We start from the raw sequence: 20,032 nt of genomic DNA, 5'->3' as shown, positions 1-20,032 counted from the left end.
ATAATTTTTTATATTCTCTTTACAAACATTTATTTTTCTTTTAAAAAAGCTTTATCTTTGTGTTGTAAAAATTACTTGTAGTAAAAAAACTACAATCACTAGAACTGGAAAAGGAGGATGTTACAATGTCAATTGAGTTCAGCCGTTGGCCCAATCACTACATGATGTCATACCAAGTCACCAAAGCTTTAGGTATGGCAAGCCTCGGTGCTACGGATGTCACCGAGATCTACGAGGCCTGCAAAAAAATTGACCCCGATGACAAAGATACGTGGCACAGGGAATGGCTCATAACGGCTCAGGCATTGGAAAGACACGGCAAGGAGGCCGAAACGGCTGGAAACTGGTATACAGCACGAAACTGCTACATTCGTGCCTGCAATTACTACAGAATTGCGGAATATGCGGTGATGGATGATGACACCGAGAAAATCCGTGTATTTAAGAAAGTAAATGAACTCTTCGAAGCTGCCGGAAAGTACTTCGATGTCCAACCGGAGAAGATCCAAGTCGATTACGAAGGTGTCAAGCTGGATGGTTACTTCTTCTCCCCTTCCTGGATAAAAGGTCCGAAGCCGACCCTTTTTGCTCTCAACGGTGGCGACGAGTGGTCCATTGAAAACTATTTCTGGCTAGGTCCCGCTTTTATTTCGTGTGGATATAACTTTCTGGTCTATGACCAGCCTGGCACCGGCCTCTCGCTGTACGAAAAGGGAAAAGGAAGACGAGCGGACAGTGAGGCTTTCCATTCCCGAGCAATCGACTTTCTTCTAACGCGGCCGGAAGTCGATCCCGATAAGATTATCGTGCACGGTGAGAGTTTTGCGGCTTACGACTCTTTGCGATTCGCTTCGTTCGATCACAGGATTGCTGCCGTCATCTCCGACGGCGGTACGCACGCCTTTGATTGGGATGCAATGCTTAAATGGATGCCACCGAGTCTGGCCGCACATGGCATGAGAATTCTGGGGGCAAAAAGCTTGGAGGACTTTGCGGGTAATCCGCGTTTTGCCTATGATCTTGAGGGCGTGCTCCACCAGATAGAATGTCCGCTTCTTGTAATGCACGGAGCGGAAGAGATATTGGTTCAGCCAAATCCGCTGACACAAGCCTTGAAAAATTATGAGCAAGCGGGTTCGAAAAACAAGACATTCTTCCCGATAGAGGATAGACGACTTGGCGGATTAGAACACTGTCAGGTAGACAACATCAACGTGCTGCATGAGGTAGCGCTGAATTGGCTCTGCTCAATTGGGCTTGGGCCAGCCGCACCTCGCCCTGAGTGATTGCCAAGACGTCATAACGTAAAAGTCTATTTCACTCGCATTCTCCTTTCGTAGTTTTGAATATGAGTCAATCGTTTCTTTTGTTGTGTCTAGATTATCAAATAGTACAGAAGAAATTTCAATGGACTGGCGTAGATAGTATGTTGATGACGTAAACAGCATGAAATACGAGTACATTTCCGTCCGGACAACTAAAAGAGGGTGTCGCAAATCAGCTGTAAATTAGCTGTTTCGCGGCACCCTCCATTCATTTGGGCATGCCTCTCTGATGATTCATAATATTCACGGCAATACATCATCTGAGTATACCTCAAGCAGGTTATTAATATAATTTCTGCTCACGGGAAGATTGGTAATCTCATGACCATTAAAAATATCGACGTTCCTTGCTTGTTTATAAGGCCCCCACAGCGCTTGATGCTTTTTCGGCATCTAGTCACCTTCCTCCCCGGTCACGGGTCATCCCGTGCCTACTTGACCGCCTTGGATATGATCTGATTCAACTTTTCAATGGTTGCCCCAGCATCCTGCTTGCCCAAGAACATCAGGTCGATGGTCTCCGTGATATCCGAGTTCAACCCCGGCACCTGAGCATCATAGGCCAAAGCAGATCCATGAGCATGCCCTATGTTACGTCCCTCGGTCAAATAGCTTGAATGCTCAATGGTCGCCTTTTTCATAATGCTCTCATCTGCGGCAGCAAGCGTACCCATGGCATTCCCACCTTCAACCAGCCGCGCCTCCTGCCCCTTCACAGAGACGTAGAATGCTGCCAGCTTCATGGCCTCTTGTACATGCGGACTATTTTTATTTACAGCTACATAGGCAACCGGAATGGCAACGGGCTCATTCTTTCCGGTATTGGATGGCCAGTAGATATAATCAAAGTCGAGGCTTTTATTTTGATTAAACAAGGGCTCCAGCCATCTTCCCGCCGCCAGCATACCGACTTGATTGGACATGAACATCGCGTCAGCCCCTTGCCCTTTGGGAAGTGATCCGAGATATACGGCATTTCCCCTTTTCACCATATCGTACATAAAACTGAAGGCTTCCTTGCCCTTTTCATTGTGGTCCAGCACATATTTGCCCTGTTCATCAAAAATCTGACCGCCATTCGACCACACCCATGAATACCAGTGAGCCCACCAGTTTTCCGCAATATAACCCTGTTTTCCGGCTGCCTTCAGCTTGGAAGTAGCCTCCTCAAAGGCATCCCAGTTCCATTTGCCTTCGTCATAGTATTCTTGCGGCGTCTTCACGCCTGCTTCCTTGAATACCTTTTTGTTGTAATACATGACCATCGGGTTTGAGTCGGGAGTGACCCCATAGATTTCCCCATCACGCTTTGCCGGTCCCCACAATCCTTCTGGAAAATCCTCAGCCTTCACATCACTTGCATCACTTTTTAAAAACTCACCCAAAGGCTGTACCTGCTTCGCCCCGATCAAACGCGCAATCGTCGGTTCATACGAATAAAACACATCCGGTCCGCGACTTCCCTGAAGCTGTGTCAACAGCTTTTGCTCATATTGGTCTCCCGGTACAGGCACCAGCTTAACCTCGATATTCGGGTTTTCCTTTTCAAATGCATCGAGTGCCCGCTGATACACCTTTACCTCCGCAGGATTACCCCAAACCTGCATCGTAAGCCGCACTTTTTGCCCGTCTGTGTTCTCTATTTTGGGAGAGGTACTGCATGCCGCTGCAAGTAAAAACAGAACGATAAGGAAAAATCCAATCTTTATCCAGCTCATGTAATCGTCCACTTTAACCGCCTCCTGTAGCTTCACTTGGTTGTATGCCTTCCTATTTTAAAACGCTTACAAAACTTCCCTATCATCATATGTAGAAGGGTGAGACACGATATCCCCATTTTCATTTTCATATAAATTTTCTCTTTTGGAGGACTCTGATATGACAGCGATCAAGGGAAAGTAAAGGCTGCACAACAAAAAAAGAAGAATGCAGATCACCTGCTTCCTTCTTTCGTATTCCTTGAGCTATAATTCAGTTTTCTAAATCTTTATTAGCATCTTTTCAAAAGTATTATAGCCGTTCGTTTCGCCTATATACGTATAACCGCATTGTCTGTAAAACTCGCTAAGCTTGTCATTGCCCGCAATACAGTCTAAACGGATTCGATCCTTGCCTGTAAAGTGGATACCTTGTTCAATCCATTGCATCAGCTCAAGGCCTAGACCCTTCCCGGTGCTATCGCGATCCACAACCAAACGATGCAGATATACTGAGGTTCCTCCCTCAGAATCCGTTTCGTCTAATCCCCACAACTTACGGTCCCATGCACTGGGCTGCTGCTGCAAGATCACTGCGCCTGCCAAGCCATGATCCTCTGATGCTCGGAAAATAATCACTTCTCCACGTGCAATAGCGCCGCCTAGGTTGTGATCATCTTTTCCTTTTAATAAGCGTCCCCATTGCGTAGAGCCTTTGCTGTGCAGCCACCTGGCCGTCTTTAAAATTAACTCCTGAACCTGCTCCTGATCTTCAGTGCTTGCCTGAAAAGCCATTAATCCTGGTTTGACGGATGATTCGACAATAGTCATTGATGTCATGCTGCACCTCAGCTCTCTAATTTTCCTTATGTATAAAATATAGCATAAAAAAAGAGCGTCGGTGATCTGGCAGAGCGTTAAAAATATGTATACTACTATACTCTTATCGGTCATTTATGGTGAAAAATGTAACCTTTCTAATCTTTTCAACCGATGATATCCGTATGAGAACAGTTGGAAAGGTTGTGAATGAGGTGCCAAGCCGTAATCCATATCTCCTCAAAAAGATATTTGGCATTAACAAAGAACGTATACTCATTTTCGCGCTGCTGCTGATCCCGGCTATCGCCGCCTTTATTGGAACACGGCCTATGCCTGCACAGTATATTTTGCAAGGAGAAATGCATCCGGTCAAAGATCTTGGCGTTCAGGGAAGCGTGTTTTTTGCGTCTGTTCAAACGGGTATTGCTAACAATCTCCTGGAGCGTTGGAATGTATATTCCAGTGAAAATGTATCCGGGGGTGCGATTAAGTTTGAACCCATTGCCCCTGATGAAGTGGACTCTTATTTGAAGGACCTTTCAGAGACGGACACGCTAAAATATTCTGCTATGCAAGCTGTACATGCAGCGACGGAATTAAGTGTAGACAGCGAAACAGGTGGTGATTCAACACCTTTCTCGAATCTTAGCAAATTGGAGGATGCTCGCTATGCGGAGCTATTGACTCATTTGCAGGATCTTGCGGGGAATTCCTTGGGTCTGATGACAGGCATCGGACTGTATGAGGAAGCCAATAACATCGACTTTTCAGATCGCGGACGTCACAAAATTGCAGGCACTGGCACGATGGAAGAATACGGGGATGTCGGATCGGTCGGTGGGCTGGAGCAAAAACTGCTGGGAGCCGAGGCGGCAAAGGTTGATCTATTTTTCGTACCGGCAGATTATGAATGGTATGGGGAGGAAGGCAACGAAGCAGAGGCTGCCCGAGTCCAAAAGGAACATGGACTCAAGCTGCGCATTATCCCCGTAGAAACACTGGAGGATGCTATCGTGTATTTGAAGCAACTAGACTGGGAGGAAGTACATCTTGAATGAATCAGATTCCAAAGCATTTCCATCCAAGACAGCTGGCAGCGTACACCAAGCCTTGCTAGCGGTGGGCACTATAGGTGAATTTATTATCCTTATTTTTACGTTAGTGTATATTTACGCAAATGATTTTTATTATGATCATCTATACGAATTGGAGCAAAAATTTACAGTCTTTAGCTTTGTTCTGTACTACATGTGTTTTGTAACCTATCTGATCTGGCTAGTTCAAGTACATAAAGCCATCCGGCAAAAACATTCCGATTATCCGATTCGTACCGTGGGAGCCATTGCTCGCATGATTCCTTTTATTAACTTGTGGGGATTCTCCAATACATTCACCCATATTTATAGGTACTTTGCGCTCCACCCCGAATTGGGGCGTAAAGCTCGTTATATTCAAAAGATGATTGTTCCGCTATATTTTGTCTGGTTTGGTGAAGGAATTATTAACCGGATTCTTATCTTACATTTTTCCCAAATGGAATCGATGTCCATGTTGTTGGGAGCTATTATGCAAACCACCAGAATGGCCTTCTTTTACTGCATGACACGGATCATTCACAATAGTCTGGTTATGCTGAATAAAAAAGATGAAGAAGAATTGCAATAAAAAAACGAGCTGGCCTCCACGTCAGCTCGTTTCAATTTCTGGTAAAGTATATTACTTCATCCCCAGGATTTAATGCGTCTGTGAAGCAGGTACAATTCGGTATAATCCTGAAGTCTCGCCCTCCGCGGGACGTACTTCCTGGATGACCCAGCCTAATGACAGTACCCGCCCAAGCCGATCATACTCAGCCTTCGTCAGTTCGGATGTAACGGCTTCGCTTCCTTCCTCCAGGGACAGCTCAGGCTCCCGCCCGAACGCAACGGCAATCCACGAACGAATGCCCCGGATCGTATTGTACTTGATCTGATATCCATCCGTTACCGCGCTGACAAACACCTCCGGCTCTTGGGACGCCAGCCCAGTGACAAGCTCTGTATAATCAAAATCGGATGGTCCGTCCGTTGGCAGCTCATTTTGCTGCACCCGACGGATTAATTCCTCTTGGGACCAGCCTAAAGAGCGTAATGATTCCAGCAAGAGCGCGTCCCATTGGGAAATACGTACTCTTTTCGTCGATTCAGTCATCGTTTTTTGCCTCCTTTGGGTCATGCACATCGTACAACCGATCTTAACCCTAACGGTTAACCGGGTATGCTACATAATGGCCGGGACTGATTTCTCTCAGCTCGGTTGCACTGTTGTTATCCTTGTCCCATACTAATGAACCGTCTGGTTGGGCCAAGCTTCCCCCCAGTCCCTCGCGCTCTCCGACTGCTCTCGGATCAGGCACAGGGATAGAGGACAACAGCGCCTGCGTATAAGGATGAGCGGGCTGCTCATACAATTCATCTGCATCAGCTACTTCTACCAGTCGCCCATGGTACATCACACCGATTCGGTCTGAAATATGCCGCACCATCGACAAGTCATGGGCGATGAACAGGTACGTCAGCCCGAACTCCTGCTGGAGATCCTCCAGCGTGTTAATGACCTGCGCCTGGATGGACACATCGAGTGCCGAAATCGGCTCGTCACAGACGATGAACTCGGGGTTCACGGACAGAGCACGAGCGATGGAAATCCGCTGGCGCTGCCCGCCGCTGAACTCGTGCGAGTAGCGGTACAGATGCTCTCGCTTCAGCCCTACCTTCTCCAGTAAAGCCACTACGGCATCCTTACGCTCACTCCCCTGATGCAATCTGTGAATATCCATCGGCTCACAGATCAGGTCAAGCACGTTCATACCCGGATTAAGAGAGGAATATGGGTCCTGAAAAATGCTCTGAATGCGCCGACGCAGCGGCTTGAGCTGTTTATCGTTCAGCTTGGAAATATCCTGGCCGTCAAAGCGTACCGTACCTTCTGTATAATCGTATAACCGTGTCAGACAGCGTCCAACCGTTGATTTCCCACTACCTGACTCACCGACCAGTCCGAACGTCTCGCCACGCTTGATTTGAAAGCTCACGCCATCTACCGCCTTGAGCACCTCAGAGCTACGCCCTAACAAATCCTTTGCGGTCACAAAATGCTTCTTAAGCTGGTGTACCTCTACCAATGGCTGATGCTCACTCAATACATTATTTGCTTCACTCACCGTTATTCCCCCCTTCCGTATGGCCCGCTTCGGGCGTCTCGTAGACTCCAGCAGGCCCTGCTTCCGGATCGTTCAACCAGCAGGCTGCTCGCTGACCCGGGCGCAGCTCTATCATCGGCGGCCGCTCTACACAGCGGGCAAACGCATGCGGGCACCGTTCCATGAACGGACAGCCCGATGGCGGGTTCAGCAGGTCCGGCGGCGTGCCCTCAATCGGCACCAGCCGCTCTCGGAAGCCGTTCGTACGCTGGGGCACAGAACGCAGCAGGCCCTGCGTATACGGGTGGCCCGGACGATAAAAGATATCGTCCACGCGTCCCTCCTCCATCACCATGCCGCCGTACATCACGATGACACGGCTGCACACCTGGGCGACGACGCCCAGATCATGGGTGATTAGAGCAATCGACATGTCGGATTGCTGCTTTAAAGACTTGAGCAGCTCCAAGATTTGCGCCTGAATCGTCACGTCCAGCGCTGTAGTCGGCTCATCTGCAATCAGCAGCTCCGGGCTGCACGAGAGCGCCATAGCAATCATCACCCGCTGGCGCATCCCGCCGCTGAATTGATGCGGGTATTGGTTCATTCGGCGCTCCGGCTCGGTAATGCCTACTTGTCGCAGCAGTTCTACAGCTGCTTGCGTAGCCGCTTCCTTGCTCAGTCCTCGATGTCTGCGAATCACCTCGACCAGGTGATAGCCAACCTTTTTGACCGGATTCAGCGAGGTCATCGGGTCCTGAAAGACCATCGCAATCTGGTTTCCACGTATTTTGCGCCATTGCTTTTCCGTCAGAGCGGTCAGACTTTGTCCCCGATAACGGATATCGCCGTTCAGCCGCTTGCCCGGCGGGGCTATCATCGACATGATCGCTTTCGCTGTCACACTTTTGCCGCTGCCGGATTCTCCTACGATTCCTACCGTTTCTCCAGCATCAATATGAAAACTAACCCCTCGAACTGCCTGATTCTCCCCCTCACGAGTGAAAAACGAGACCTCCAGCTGTTCGACGGACAGTAGATGTTCTGTCATCGTGTTTTCGCTCCTTCCTATCGCTCCTGGAGCCATTTGTAATGGGCCTGTACTATGAATCTATGAAACTATGAATCATCGTTTTACTAATTTGGGTTCAAAGCCTACACGCAGCACATCTCCCAAAACATTAAAGCTCAACACAGTCAGTAAAATAAGCAATCCCGGAAACAATGCCATATATGGGGCCTGTGCAATATATCCTTGGGCATTATTCAGCATACTGCCCCACGTAGCATTCGGCAGCTGAACACCAAAGCCGAGGAAGCTCAGTGACGATTCCATCATAATTGCTGAAGCGATATTGTTCGTCGCCCCTACGATAATTACCGGAATCAGATTAGGTACAATGTGCTTCATAATAATACCAAACGTACTTTGTCCCGAAGCTTTGGCGTATAGTACATACTCCCGTTCACGCAACGTCATTGTCTCTGCCCGCACCACCCGGGCAATGTTCATCCACATGAGCAAGGCGATAATGACAATGATATTGCCGACGCCCGGCTTCAAAAACACACTCAGCAGCAAAATAACCAAGAAAGACGGAATCGACATGATCAGCTCCAAAACCCGCATAAGCAGATTGTCGATCCATCCTCCAAAATACCCGCTCACAATACCTACCACTGCACCGATACTGGTCGCAATAATCATGGACGCGAAGCCTACCAGCAATGATACACGTCCGCCGTACAGTGCTCTTGTAAAATAGTCCCGCCCATAATCATCCGTTCCAAACCAGTGTGCCGCTCCCGGTGGTTGGAGACGCTCCAGCACGTTCAACTTATTCGGGTCCTGCGGCGATAAAAATGCGAAAATCGCCCCCAGCGAAAATACAATCAATAGTATGAGGGCGACGGCGCCCATTTTGCTCGTCATCAGCTCGATCCCGATGTTGCGCCATTTGCTCCGATTCATGAATTCACCTCGTTGATTTAATTCTCGGGTCCGCAATGCTGTACAAGATATCCGCAAGCAGATTACCCAGGATCAGCAGCAGAGCGGAAAATAAAGTAATCCCCATGATGACAGGATAATCCATCCCTTTTACCGCCGTCATGCCCAGCGAGCCAATGCCCGGCCAGGAAAATACCGTCTCCGTCACAATGGCTCCAGCCACCAAGTCCGCAACCGACATTCCGAGCAGCGTAATGATGGGCAGCAGCACATGCTTGAGCACATGTCGAAACAAAACTAGTCTTTTTCCAGACCCGAACGCGTATTGAATCTGCACGTACTCTTCCTTGAGCTGCGTAATTGTGCTGGAACGGATGTACCTCACATACACAGACAGAAAACCGAAGGCCAGTACAAAACATGGTAAAATCCCATGCTTGATCACATCCAGCACCGAGTCCGTACCGATGGTACGCATCCCAGTACTCGGAAGCCAATGCAGATAAATCGCAAACAAATAAATAAGTAAAATACCGAGCCAAAACAGCGGAACAGAAATCCCGATGTACGACATCAGATTAATGAGCTTGTCGATCCAGCGATTCCGATTCGCCGCAGCCGTCAAACCAAGTGGGATGGCAACCAGCACAGCAAGTATGATGGATGCGCCCATTAACCCGGCTGTAGCCGGGAGACGGTCGAGAATCTGATCCAGCACGGGCTGGTGATTAATTAGCGAGTAGCCGAGATCACCCGTTAGACTCTTTTTAAGCCATAATATGTACTGCACGTAAGCGGGCTGGTCCAGCCCCAAGCTATGCCTCATTCGTTCAATGTCTTCCAGATGCATATTCGGTGTAACAAAAGAGAGAACCGGATCACCTGGGGCCAGCTTGATCAAGCCGAAGCAGACGATGGACACAAAAAATAGCATCGGTATAACTTGCAGCAACCTTCTGGCGATGAGTTGTCTCATACGTTTCCCTTCCCCTTGCTGTTTTCGAAAAAAATAAGCTGGTTAGCCCAGCTTATTTTTGAAAACCCTGTCTTATTTGTGATAAATTTTGGACAAATCCTCGAAAATCACGACCGGCTTCAGCACAGCCTGATCAATACCGCCATACTGCTTGTCGAAGGCTACAATAGTCTTGGTGTAAGCAATCGGATAGATGACAGCATCCTCAGCCAGCAGCTCTTGTACCTTTTTATAAATTTCTCCACGTTTAGTCGTATCCGACTCACCCGCGCCCTCTTCCAGCAGTTTATCCACTTCCTTATTCGAATAATGCGAATAGTTGGAGGATGATCCGGTGCTATACAAAATACGATATGCGTCAGGGTCATACCCCATGATGTAGCCGCTGATCGCCAGATCAAAGTCCTTGGCATTCGTATCGACGAACTTTTGCGACCATGCCGATGAATCCATGCTGTTCACGTCCAGCTGAACGCCTATGTCCTTTAACTTCTGCTGGATATAGAGTGCTTGTGCTTCCTGTACCTTGTTACCGCCCGGAATGATAATGCGCAGTTTCAGTCCTTCAGCTCCAGCCGATTTCAGCAGCTCTTTTGCTTTGTTCACATCATTATTAAAAAATGCAACGTCGTTCGTGTGATACAGTACGTCCTGTGTCAGAGCAGATTTTGCAGTGTCTGCATAATCCTTGGAGCCATAGGAAACTTGAATCAACTCATCCTGATTTAATGCATAAGAAAGCGCCTGACGCACTTCTTTTTTGTTCAGCTGCTTCGTATCACTGTTTTCATTAAACATCAGATAAGCCAAGCGACCTTCGCTGTAAGGGAAAATGTCAAACTTATCTGTTGCTTTAATGGTCTCCACATTTTGCGGATCGAGATAGTTTACATTAATCTCACCATTTTGAAGGGCCAAATTCGCAGCATTTGAATCTTTAACAATTCGGTATGTTACTGAATCCAGATGCGGCTTTCCGCCAACATAGTTATCGAACCGTTCGAGTGTAACGTACTCACCGGTTTTGTACTCTTTAAATTTGAAAGGACCTGATCCAACCGGAGAGTTGTTTTTTGTACTTTTCTCAATATCCGCTTCATTCTCGAAAATGTGCTTCGGAATCGGGGATACCTGTACCAGTGCTGCCTCAAAAGCAGGAGCTGGCTGAGGAAGTTTGAAATCCACCGTTGTATCATCAACCTTGCTCGCCTGAACCGGTTTGCCATTAACCATAAAATTACTTCTCAAAAAGCTGTGCTGCTTCTCATCCAAAATTTTGTTAATGGTGAAAACAACATCGTCAGCTGTCAGCTTCTCGCCATCATGCCAAGTCAGATCTTTTTTCAGTTTTAGTGTATAAGTCAGCTTGTCTGCTGAAGGAGTCAGACTGTCTGCTAAATAAAATGTCTTTTTGCCATTGTTCACCTGAAACAATGGTGCGAATATCGCCTGGTCTATCGTCAGACTTACCCGATCACCCGCATAGTTCGGATTCAGCACCACCGGATCAGCTTGTACGCCAATGATCAGGCTGCCGCCGTCTTTTGGCTGTCCGTTATCAGCTGTTGTGGTAGCTGTACCGGGTGTATTCCCATTCGTCTCAGACGTAGATCCAGAATTCCCGCCGGAGCATGCACTTACAACCAACATCAATACAATGAATACCAATACACCAGTCAAATTACGACGCATCGCTCTAGCCCCCGTGTCCTCTTAGTATGTAATAAATTTATTATAAATCGGAATAGTCGGATTTACAATCGGTCAAAAACTGTTTATTCCCCTTGTCATTAGCATTCCAGACATTATGTGATCGAATCTAGAAAAAAGACACCCGTTAAGAGTGTCTTCAGAATATCCACAAACTGATTAGTGCCAGGATGGCAGGCAGACCTTGCTTTAATAAAATAGACTTGTTGGCAGTTAATGCACCATATACCGCAGCCACTACCACACAAATGACAAAGAATAATTGGATTTGCCGCCCGATTACAGGTTCCGGATAGAACAAGCCCCACACCAATCCGGCTGCCAGAAATCCGTTATACAGCCCCTGATTTGCTGCCAGGGATTTGCTTGCTTCCGCCAGCTCCTTCGAGGTCCCGAACGTACGCATCGCCCGCGGAGTCGTCCACAGAAACATTTCCAATATTAGAATGTACACATGTTCCAGAGCTACAATTCCGACCAATATTGAACTAAGTAAGCTCAAGGTATGTTCCTCTTTTCCACATAAAGTTACTATGAGGTGATTTTTAGATCGATCCTCAAAAAGTATAGTTCATCTTCCAAAAACAGTAAAGAGACCGAACCTTAGGCCCGGCCTCATTTCTACATGAAGCCTTACATCGTTCTCGCGAAATCCAACAAAGCTTTGGACATGCTGTTGATCTCGTCCGTAGATGCATTCACTTGCTGAGTTAGGGCGGCTTGTGTCTGTGTCAGCGTAGACATGTTCCCGATATTGTGCAAAATCCGCTCGATGAGTGTCTTCATTTCGTCCAGACTGGTCTCGATATTTCCGGTCGCATCAGCACTGTGAATAGCGAGTTTTCTCACTTCATCTGCGACTACCGCAAAACCCCGCCCCTGCTCGCCCGCACGCGATGCCTCAATGGCAGCATTCAGACCCAGCAGATTCGTTTGATTTGCAATCTCTTTAATGAAGTTGGAAATGTTTTGTGTCTCTTCTGCACTGACTTTGGCTTGATTCGCTGCGTCTGTCGATTGCTCCTGAGCCGTAGCCAGCTCCTGCGCTTGGTTACTAACCGAATTAACACCATTCACCATTTCCGTAATGGAATCGGAGAGATGCTGGATCTTGAGCGTGAGTTCATCCGCAATAGCCTGCTTTTCCTTTTCTATTGTAATGTCACGAATGGTACCCGCAATCCGAATAGGCACTCCCTTGCTATCGCGCAATGTTTTTCCACTGCAATAATACCAGCGATGCTCACCATTCTTACGCACCAAACGACATTCCATTTCATAAGGTGTGCGCCCTGTATAATCATTTAAATGATCATTCAAAACTTTAATCGCCATTTCGGCGTCCTCAGGATACAGAATTGAAGCCCAACTGCTAAGCTTGCTTGGGAAATCTTGCTCATCCTTAAAGCCCAGCGTAGCCCGGAATTGCGGTGACCACCAAAATATACTATCCGGATTCTCAATGTCTCCTCCAATAATGTTTACATCGTAAGGAGCCTCCACCAAAACACGATTAATGAGATCGTATCTTGTAACCAATGCCTGAAGCTCCTCAGACTTAATCTTCTGATCGTGCACATCCAACAGAGCGCCTGCAATCCGAAGCGGCACTCCCTGCTGGTCACGGATCGTCGTTCCGGTAGCCCGGAACCAACGATATTCTCCATGCTTCAGCCTCAAACGATACTGTACGTCATAAGGGGTCTTTCCCGTAAAGTCCAGTAAATGATCAGACAATTCTGCCAAAGACCTGTCATAATCTTCGGGATGCAGCCGAGATGACCAGCTATCTAATACATTAGGGAAGTCCTTTTCGCTCTGATACCCCAGCATAGAACGGAATTCTTCTGACCATGTGAACGTATTACTTGGATTGACAGGATCACCGGCAATGACCTCCATGTCCCATAAGCCAATCTCTATAGCCTTGGTAACAAGCTTCAAACGGATATCAACATGTTGAGCATCATTTTTCATGGACTCTATCGCTTGGTTAACATTGTTTGCGATTTCTTGAACCTCAGGAGAAGCTGAGGAAACCTGTATTACAGCAGAATAATCTTTTTGCTGTATTCTTTGTGAAAGTTTGCGGCTTTCTTCTACTAAAGGAGCAAGTGATTGAGACTCATTTTTCTTGAGAAACATATATGATCTTCCCTTCTAAGCCAATATATAAAACGGTATAATTTAATATCGGAATTTTATTAAGAATCATTATAATTAAATCGTTAATTACATAGGCATTAAGACTTATTTTTCATGTCCATATACCTATAATTCCATACAGGAAACATCGAAAAATGTCGAAAAAGGAAGAATTCTAACAAGTCTGGAAACAGAAAGGGCACCTTTGCATTACTGCGCAAAAGTGCTCTTTCTGTCAACTATTCAGTTCGTTATATCTTATTTAATTGAAGCAACGTATTCCTCGCCCTTTTCTTTATCATATTGGCCTTCCCATTTGGACATGACCACAGCGGCAAGCGAGTTACCTAATACATTAACTACCGTACGCGCCATATCCAGAATGCGATCAATACCAGCGATAAAAGCCAAACCCTCCAGCGGGAGGTTCACTGCTCCAAGCGTAGCGAGCAAAACGACAAAGGAAGCACCCGGCACACCTGCAATACCTTTGGAAGAAATAATTAATACTAGTACCAGCGTGATCTGTGTCGTGATTGGCAGATCAATACCATACATTTGGGCAATGAAAATCGCAGCCAGTGCCTGATACAGGGTGGAACCGTCCAGATTAAAAGAATACCCAATCGGAATGACAAAGGACGTAATTCCTTTAGGACATCCGAACTTCTCCATCTTCTCCATGATCTTAGGCAAAACACTTTCCGAACTGGCCGTCGAATATGCAAGCAACAGCTCACTTTTCAAAATTTTAATCATGGTCCAGAGACGGGTACCGCACAGCTTGGCGATAATTCCGAAAACAATCACAATGAACAGCGCCATGGAGCCGTACACCGACAAAACAAGCTTCAATAACGGCCATAATGAAGCCAACCCAAACTTGGCCACTGTCGTTCCAATCAGTGCAAATACTCCGAACGGAGCCAGGCGCATGACCTGATTGGTTACCCAGAACATGGCGTCGGCTACGCCTTCAAAGAAATTCAGCACAGGCTTGCCCTTGTCACCAATCGCCGCTACCCCTAGTCCAAACAGTACGGAGAAGAATATAATAGCGAGCATATCTCCCTCGCCCAGAGCTTGAATAACATTGGTAGGAACAATATGCACAATCGTATCTATAAAGCTATGGCCTGACTTCTCTGCAGTCTCCACATAGGAATGGATATCACTCTTCGCCAGGTGGGACATGTCCACGCCGTCACCAGGTCGAACCAGGTTAGCAACAAGCAGTCCGAACAGGATGGCGACTGTCGTTACAATCTCAAAGTACAGAATGGACTTTCCGCCAAGTTTACCTAGTTTTTTCATATCGCCCACGCCGGCAACGCCGATAATGAGCGTTGAGATCACAATAGGCACGACAATCATCTTGATCAAGCGGATGAAAATATCGCCGATTGGCTTTAAGTAGACTTCCACCCCTGAATTGCCGTAAAATAAGGCACCAATAATAATACCTAAAGCCAGACCGATAAAGATTTGCATCGTCAAATTAATCTTTTTCACTTCGTGTCCCCCCCTGGCTGATTTGTATATTTTTGCAGTATGCTGTTCTTAATATTCAAATGATGTTATTTATACTACAATCTGATCTATAAAAACCGACAATTATCTACAGCTGCATTTATTTTTTTCTATAAATTCACAAACTTTAACGACGAGCCTGTGAATTTAGCTCACATTGCCTTTCTGACTGAATACCCAGGAGGTGAATATGAATGAAGTTGAACACGCTCCTTTTCCTGCTCATGCTTGTATTTGTACCGCTCGCAGGTGAGCTGAATATTCACCCGTTCGCTAATACATTCCGTCTCAGCTTTGGTACGCCTGTATTTTTTTTCTTTCTGTTATCTATTCGTCATATTCCGCCTGCATTATCGGGAGTGCTTGCAGGGATAGCGGTAGTCGCCTTTCGCATCTTACTCAATCATTACACTCAGTCCAGTCTTCTCTTCGAAGAGTTGCTGATCTTGCATGGCCCTACCTTTTTTTATTACATGGTCTACGGTCTGCTCTTCCAGCTCCTTAACATTAATGCTGAGCCTTACCGCGCACTCCGTGTGGGTATCCTCTCTGTAGGGATTGAGGTTGCCGCAAGTGTGTCGGAACTTAGCGTCCGGTGGAGTATTGACGGCGATTTCTGGGACATCATTAAGATCAGTAAAGTAGCTTTTATGGCTATGATCCGCAGCTTCTTCGTGCTTGGGTTTTATAATATGATTCGGTTAAATCAATCGGTCCAGCATGAAGAGGCACAAAGACAGCAGACGGAGCGAATTTTACTTCTTGTATCAGACTTGTATGAGGAGTCGGTCCAGTTAGGCAAAACGCTGTCACATGCAGAACAAATCACTCGTGAAAGCTACGAGCTGTACCGTGAACTGCAACAGGATGAATCTCTAAAGGATAGAGAACATTACGCCAGACAGGCACTTCGTATTTCCGGACAGGTTCACGAGATTAAAAAAGACAGCCAGCGGATTTTTGCTGGTTTGTCCAAGCTGATTGATGCCGAAAGCGGAGTGCATTACATGGCTTCTCAAGAGCTTGGGGAGCTCATCATCCGAACGAACAGCAAGTACGCCCAATCACTGGACAAGTCTATTCGTTTTACCCTAGATGTCGATCCTTTGTTGCCCAAGCTACATGTTTATACCGTTCTGACACTTATTAATAACCTGACAGCCAATGCGGTTGAAGCCATGAGGGACGACGGAAGGATTGACGTTTCTATTCGCTGTCTTCCGGGAAAAGAGGATATAGCTTCATTTAGTGTTACCGACAACGGTCCGGGTATTCCTCAGCGGAAACGGGAAATGGTCTTCACACCAGGGTATACGACCAAGTATGATGAGGAAGGACAACCGTCGACCGGTATGGGATTGTTTTATGTACGTGAGGTCGCGGAGAGCCTTGAAGGAACGATTGAACTACAACAGATTGAGGAAGAGAATACAGATAGATTACAGACCACTTTTAGAATTACATTGCCTTTACGGAAACTGACGGAGAAAGGAAGATAGCCCGGATGCGTTTTTATATTGTGGATGACGATCAAGGGATTCGTTCTATGCTGGCAGACATTATTGAAGACGAAGGTCTAGGGGAAGTCATCGGGGAAGCGGAGGATGGTTCCTATGTGAATAGCGGCCTGCTGGAGCTGAACCGGATTGATGTATTGCTAATTGACTTGCTGATGCCGCTTCGTGACGGCATTCAGACCGTGCGTGCACTCGGCGATCAATTCAGCGGCAAAATCATTATGATTTCTCGCATCGAATCCAAAAACATGATCGGCGAGGCGTACTCGCTCGGTATTGAATATTATGTGGCCAAGCCTTTGAATCGACTGGAGATTATTGCAGTTATTCATAAGGTGGCTGAGCGTCTGCGCATGCAGCAGTCGATTACGGATATCCAGCGGACGCTTCAAGGGTTGTCGATGTTCACATCGAATAACCCAACGGCAACGATTGAACCGACCCGAAACATCGTAACTTCCGGGCAGTTTCTGCTCTCCGAGATGGGAATGATCGGCGAAGCTGGGAGTATGGATTTGTTGGACATGCTGGAATTTCTGGACCAGTATGAGGAGGAAACAGGCAATCTGTCTCCCTATCTGTTCCCGCCGTTGAAGGATATATTTGCTAATGTAGCATCCAAACGGTTAGGGGCTTCAGCCTCAGCAGTAGAGCTGAGTAAGGAAATTAAAGCATCGGAGCAGCGTGTCCGCCGCGCTATTTTCCAGACGCTAAGCCATATAGTATCGCTCGGGTTGACTGACTATACCCATCCTAAATTTGAAAATTACGCATCCAAATTTTTTGACTTTACAGAAATCCGCAAAAAAATGCTGGAGCTACAAAACAATGTGGAGCCTTCACTGTCCCAAGCCCGCATTAATACGAAAAAGTTCGTACAGGTGCTCTATATGGAAGCAAAACGACTATTGCATTAAGAGAAAACGCACCTGCATCTCCTCATGTATCTATTACTCGGAGATAAAACAGGTGCCCATCGTTGATGATTAGATATCTCTTTAATCCAGACTCTTTCCCTGCCACTCCATAGCTTCCAAGAGATCTACACCATCGGACAGCAGACGTTTCAAGACATTCAGTTCTTCTGAGCTGTAACGATTTAAAAATTGAAATAACTGTTGCTGTACCTCAGCATGCAGTCGCTCATGTACAAGAAAGAGTTTTTTTCCCAACGGGGTTAGCCGAAAATAAATTTCTTTTTTGTTGTCGTTCAGCTGGGTTCTGCGAATCCAGCCTTCCTTGAGCAGCTTGGTGCTGACTTTCGAAACGGTACCTTTGCTCAGCTCCATTCGTTGCGCTAAGGTTGTAACATTGATCGGCTCATGCTGCCCGATACAATCCATAACGTGTACATCCGTCATATTGAGCGAAGTCATTCCATCAAAGTGCTCGCGGATTTCTTCGAGAAAGGTCATGCTCTCTCTTTGCTGATGCTGCTCCCACTGATGATTCATCTTAATAAGCAAATCATAGACATGCTGAACCGATGTCGCCTTTTCCATACGAACAAGTAGTCACTCCTTTGGCATACTCCTCCTTTCATTATAGCCCACATTTGTTTCACAAGAAACAATATGGTCATGTTATGAACATACCCTTTCCCCTTTATACCAATGTGGCAATGCCTTCCTTAATCACACTCAATATATCCGTTTGTTTCATAGAAATGGCCCAAGCGATATACCCATCCGGACGGATGAGAACCGTATGCACATCTCTCCATCCCACGGGCACTTCCTCGGCTACGGCCTCCACATATGAAATATGTGAAAGTGAGCTATGGTGAAACTCATTCGATACCTCATTATCCTGTGCAAGATGGAGAAGTACAAAGCGGCCTTCATGAAGAAGATCGTAAGCATACGTTGTCATTCCGTCAGGCAAATGCAATTCAAAATCAGCAAACCGTTTCCCGTTCAGTGGATGCTGCGGTATATTGCTAGCCGCTGGATAGCATACATCCAGTGCACTAATCTGCTCTGCCATAGATTGATTAATTTCCGGATGGCGGAACCATTCCTCATGCAATTGGCGGTGTGCCAATACAGCAGGCGTAAAGTCCAATAAGCGGGTCTGAACCTCGGTATTCCGTAAGAACTGCGTATTAACCGGATAACGTTCGTCATGATAGCTACTCAGCAGCGTGTCTGGAGCCCAGCCACGAATCACTCCGGCCAGCTTCCATCCCAGATTTGCCGCCTCTTGCAAGCCAACATTCATTCCCTGTCCACCTGCCGGGAAGTGGATATGCGCAGCATCACCTGCTAGCAGGATTCTCCCTTTACGATAGGTCTGCGCCTGCCGCGTTGCATTCCCGAATCGAGATAACCAGCGAGGATTGGATACGCCAAGATCTGTACCGAGCAGATCATACAGTCCTGTCTGCACTTCTTCCAGCGTCACAGGCACGTCCTTCGGAATCTCCATCATTCGTGGTGTAGTCAAAATAACCCGATAAATATCTGGATACACGGGGGCAATCATCACTCCACCTCGTTCACTATATTCGGAATGTACGCCACTTTCAGGCGGATTGACTAACTCTACATCCGCCAATACAGCGGTCAGAGTCGTATCCGTGCCCGGAAAAGCAATCCCGGCTTGTTTACGCACGATACTCCCAGCCCCATCCGCTCCTACGACATAAGCAGCATTCATTACCGATACATTGGCTTGTGGTCCAGATGCGCATACACTCACCACCTCTACGCCCTGCTCGTGCTCTCGCACAGATACCACTTCCATGCCACGATGGACGACAACTCCCAGCTTGAGCGCATGCTCCTCGATCACTTGCTCTGTAATCACCTGTGGAATAAACAACGTATAATTAGAAGAACTATCAAGCACAGAAAAATCCAAGCGGGTATTCAGCATTGTAAAGTGACCCGTACGTATAGGTCTGCCGCGCTTCATAAACCGCTCCTTCAATCCACGCATATCAAACATCTCAAGCGTCCGTGGATGTAGCGTAAGCGCACGCGACTGGCCACTGGGCTCCTCTAAACGTTCAATTACACATACGCTTACGTTTGCTAATGCCAACTCAGCAGCTAACCACATTCCAACAGGTCCGCCGCCTACTACAATCACTTCGTAATCCATGTTCACACCCCTATCTAAAATCTTTATTTCCACCACCTAATCGTTTCTCACGAAACAATATATACATACAGAA

19 protein-coding genes are annotated in these 20,032 nt (G+C 46.9%); 5 read left to right on the top strand and 14 right to left on the bottom strand.

Annotated features, from left to right (window positions below; all coding sequences use genetic code 11):
• Positions 1 to 125: 125 nt before the first annotated feature.
• Entirely contained in the window at positions 126 to 1,286 is a 1,161-nt protein-coding gene (locus JOD82_RS22250; protein ID WP_029516880.1) for an alpha/beta hydrolase family protein, read from the top strand.
• A gap of 282 nt (positions 1,287 to 1,568) precedes the next feature.
• Here JOD82_RS22250 and JOD82_RS22245 read toward each other — a convergent pair whose 3' ends face one another.
• The 3 genes from JOD82_RS22245 to JOD82_RS22235 form a co-directional block, all read right to left on the bottom strand.
• The gene (locus JOD82_RS22245; RefSeq protein ID WP_165149244.1) at positions 1,569 to 1,718 is read right to left on the bottom strand and encodes a hypothetical protein; all 150 of its coding nucleotides are present in this window, start codon (positions 1,716 to 1,718) and stop codon (positions 1,569 to 1,571) included.
• A 38-nt stretch (positions 1,719 to 1,756) separates the two neighbouring features.
• Positions 1,757 to 3,055, bottom strand: a complete 1,299-nt coding sequence (locus JOD82_RS22240; RefSeq protein WP_069010136.1) for an ABC transporter substrate-binding protein — start codon at positions 3,053 to 3,055, stop codon at positions 1,757 to 1,759.
• A 249-nt stretch (positions 3,056 to 3,304) separates the two neighbouring features.
• On the bottom strand, positions 3,305 to 3,862 hold the full coding sequence (locus tag JOD82_RS22235; RefSeq protein ID WP_029516882.1) for a GNAT family N-acetyltransferase: 558 nt from the start codon (positions 3,860 to 3,862) through the stop codon (positions 3,305 to 3,307).
• 164 nt (positions 3,863 to 4,026) lie between these two features.
• On the opposite strand from JOD82_RS22235, the gene JOD82_RS22230 reads away from it, so the two are divergent.
• Together JOD82_RS22230 and JOD82_RS22225 are read left to right on the top strand one after the other, a co-directional pair.
• Positions 4,027 to 4,902: a S16 family serine protease gene (locus JOD82_RS22230; protein WP_245231682.1), complete on the top strand. Its 876-nt coding sequence runs from the start codon at positions 4,027 to 4,029 to the stop codon at positions 4,900 to 4,902.
• Positions 4,895 to 5,509: a hypothetical protein gene (locus JOD82_RS22225; RefSeq protein ID WP_069010139.1), complete on the top strand. Its 615-nt coding sequence runs from the start codon at positions 4,895 to 4,897 to the stop codon at positions 5,507 to 5,509. Before JOD82_RS22230 ends, JOD82_RS22225 begins: the two co-directional genes overlap by 8 nt.
• A 69-nt stretch (positions 5,510 to 5,578) precedes the next feature.
• On the opposite strand, the gene JOD82_RS22220 is transcribed toward JOD82_RS22225, so the two are convergent.
• The 9 genes from JOD82_RS22220 to JOD82_RS22180 all read right to left on the bottom strand — a co-directional run bounded on the left by JOD82_RS22220 (position 5,579) and on the right by JOD82_RS22180 (position 15,319).
• Positions 5,579 to 6,034: a hypothetical protein gene (locus tag JOD82_RS22220; protein WP_069010140.1), complete on the bottom strand. Its 456-nt coding sequence runs from the start codon at positions 6,032 to 6,034 to the stop codon at positions 5,579 to 5,581.
• Between the two features lie 49 nt (positions 6,035 to 6,083).
• Positions 6,084 to 7,046, bottom strand: a complete 963-nt coding sequence (locus tag JOD82_RS22215; protein WP_069010141.1) for an ABC transporter ATP-binding protein — start codon at positions 7,044 to 7,046, stop codon at positions 6,084 to 6,086.
• Positions 7,039 to 8,076, bottom strand: coding sequence for an ABC transporter ATP-binding protein (locus JOD82_RS22210; protein ID WP_069010142.1), 1,038 nt, complete (start codon positions 8,074 to 8,076; stop codon positions 7,039 to 7,041). The genes JOD82_RS22215 and JOD82_RS22210 overlap by 8 nt, the downstream gene beginning before the upstream one ends.
• A 75-nt stretch (positions 8,077 to 8,151) precedes the next feature.
• Positions 8,152 to 8,997 (bottom strand): ABC transporter permease, encoded by an 846-nt coding sequence (locus tag JOD82_RS22205; RefSeq protein WP_013308329.1) that lies wholly within the window; start codon positions 8,995 to 8,997, stop codon positions 8,152 to 8,154.
• A gap of 4 nt (positions 8,998 to 9,001) precedes the next feature.
• The gene (locus tag JOD82_RS22200; protein WP_029516889.1) at positions 9,002 to 9,952 is read right to left on the bottom strand and encodes an ABC transporter permease; all 951 of its coding nucleotides are present in this window, start codon (positions 9,950 to 9,952) and stop codon (positions 9,002 to 9,004) included.
• Positions 9,953 to 10,024: 72 nt separating this feature from the next.
• Positions 10,025 to 11,644, bottom strand: a complete 1,620-nt coding sequence (locus JOD82_RS22195; RefSeq protein WP_069010143.1) for an ABC transporter substrate-binding protein — start codon at positions 11,642 to 11,644, stop codon at positions 10,025 to 10,027.
• Positions 11,645 to 11,801: 157 nt separating this feature from the next.
• On the bottom strand, positions 11,802 to 12,164 hold the full coding sequence (locus JOD82_RS22190; protein ID WP_029516891.1) for a DUF1304 domain-containing protein: 363 nt from the start codon (positions 12,162 to 12,164) through the stop codon (positions 11,802 to 11,804).
• Between the two features lie 131 nt (positions 12,165 to 12,295).
• A complete protein-coding gene (locus JOD82_RS29560; RefSeq protein WP_069010144.1) occupies positions 12,296 to 13,807 on the bottom strand; it encodes a methyl-accepting chemotaxis protein in 1,512 nt (503 codons plus the stop codon).
• Between the two features lie 258 nt (positions 13,808 to 14,065).
• Complete coding sequence (locus JOD82_RS22180; protein ID WP_069010145.1) at positions 14,066 to 15,319, bottom strand: cation:dicarboxylate symporter family transporter; 1,254 nt, start codon at positions 15,317 to 15,319, stop codon at positions 14,066 to 14,068.
• Positions 15,320 to 15,531: 212 nt separating this feature from the next.
• Here JOD82_RS22180 and JOD82_RS22175 point away from each other — a divergent pair, with 212 nt between their 5' ends.
• Both JOD82_RS22175 and JOD82_RS22170 read left to right on the top strand, forming a co-directional pair.
• Positions 15,532 to 16,836: a sensor histidine kinase gene (locus JOD82_RS22175; RefSeq protein ID WP_029516894.1), complete on the top strand. Its 1,305-nt coding sequence runs from the start codon at positions 15,532 to 15,534 to the stop codon at positions 16,834 to 16,836.
• 5 nt (positions 16,837 to 16,841) lie between these two features.
• A complete protein-coding gene (locus JOD82_RS22170; RefSeq protein WP_013308322.1) occupies positions 16,842 to 17,771 on the top strand; it encodes a response regulator in 930 nt (309 codons plus the stop codon).
• A gap of 81 nt (positions 17,772 to 17,852) precedes the next feature.
• Here the strand turns inward: JOD82_RS22170 and JOD82_RS22165 are convergent, their stop codons facing one another.
• Positions 17,853 to 18,356, bottom strand: a complete 504-nt coding sequence (locus JOD82_RS22165) for a MarR family transcriptional regulator (RefSeq protein WP_049816963.1) — start codon at positions 18,354 to 18,356, stop codon at positions 17,853 to 17,855.
• A gap of 103 nt (positions 18,357 to 18,459) precedes the next feature.
• Positions 18,460 to 19,959 (bottom strand): monooxygenase, encoded by a 1,500-nt coding sequence (locus tag JOD82_RS22160; RefSeq protein WP_069010146.1) that lies wholly within the window; start codon positions 19,957 to 19,959, stop codon positions 18,460 to 18,462.
• Positions 19,960 to 20,032 lie beyond the last annotated feature (73 nt).

Source organism: Paenibacillus sp. 1182 (assembly GCF_017833915.1).
Classification (GTDB): Bacteria; Bacillota; Bacilli; order Paenibacillales; family Paenibacillaceae; genus Paenibacillus; species Paenibacillus polymyxa_D.
The sequence above is the reverse complement of the archived record's forward strand: the minus strand, read 5'-3'. Positions and strand labels throughout refer to the sequence as shown.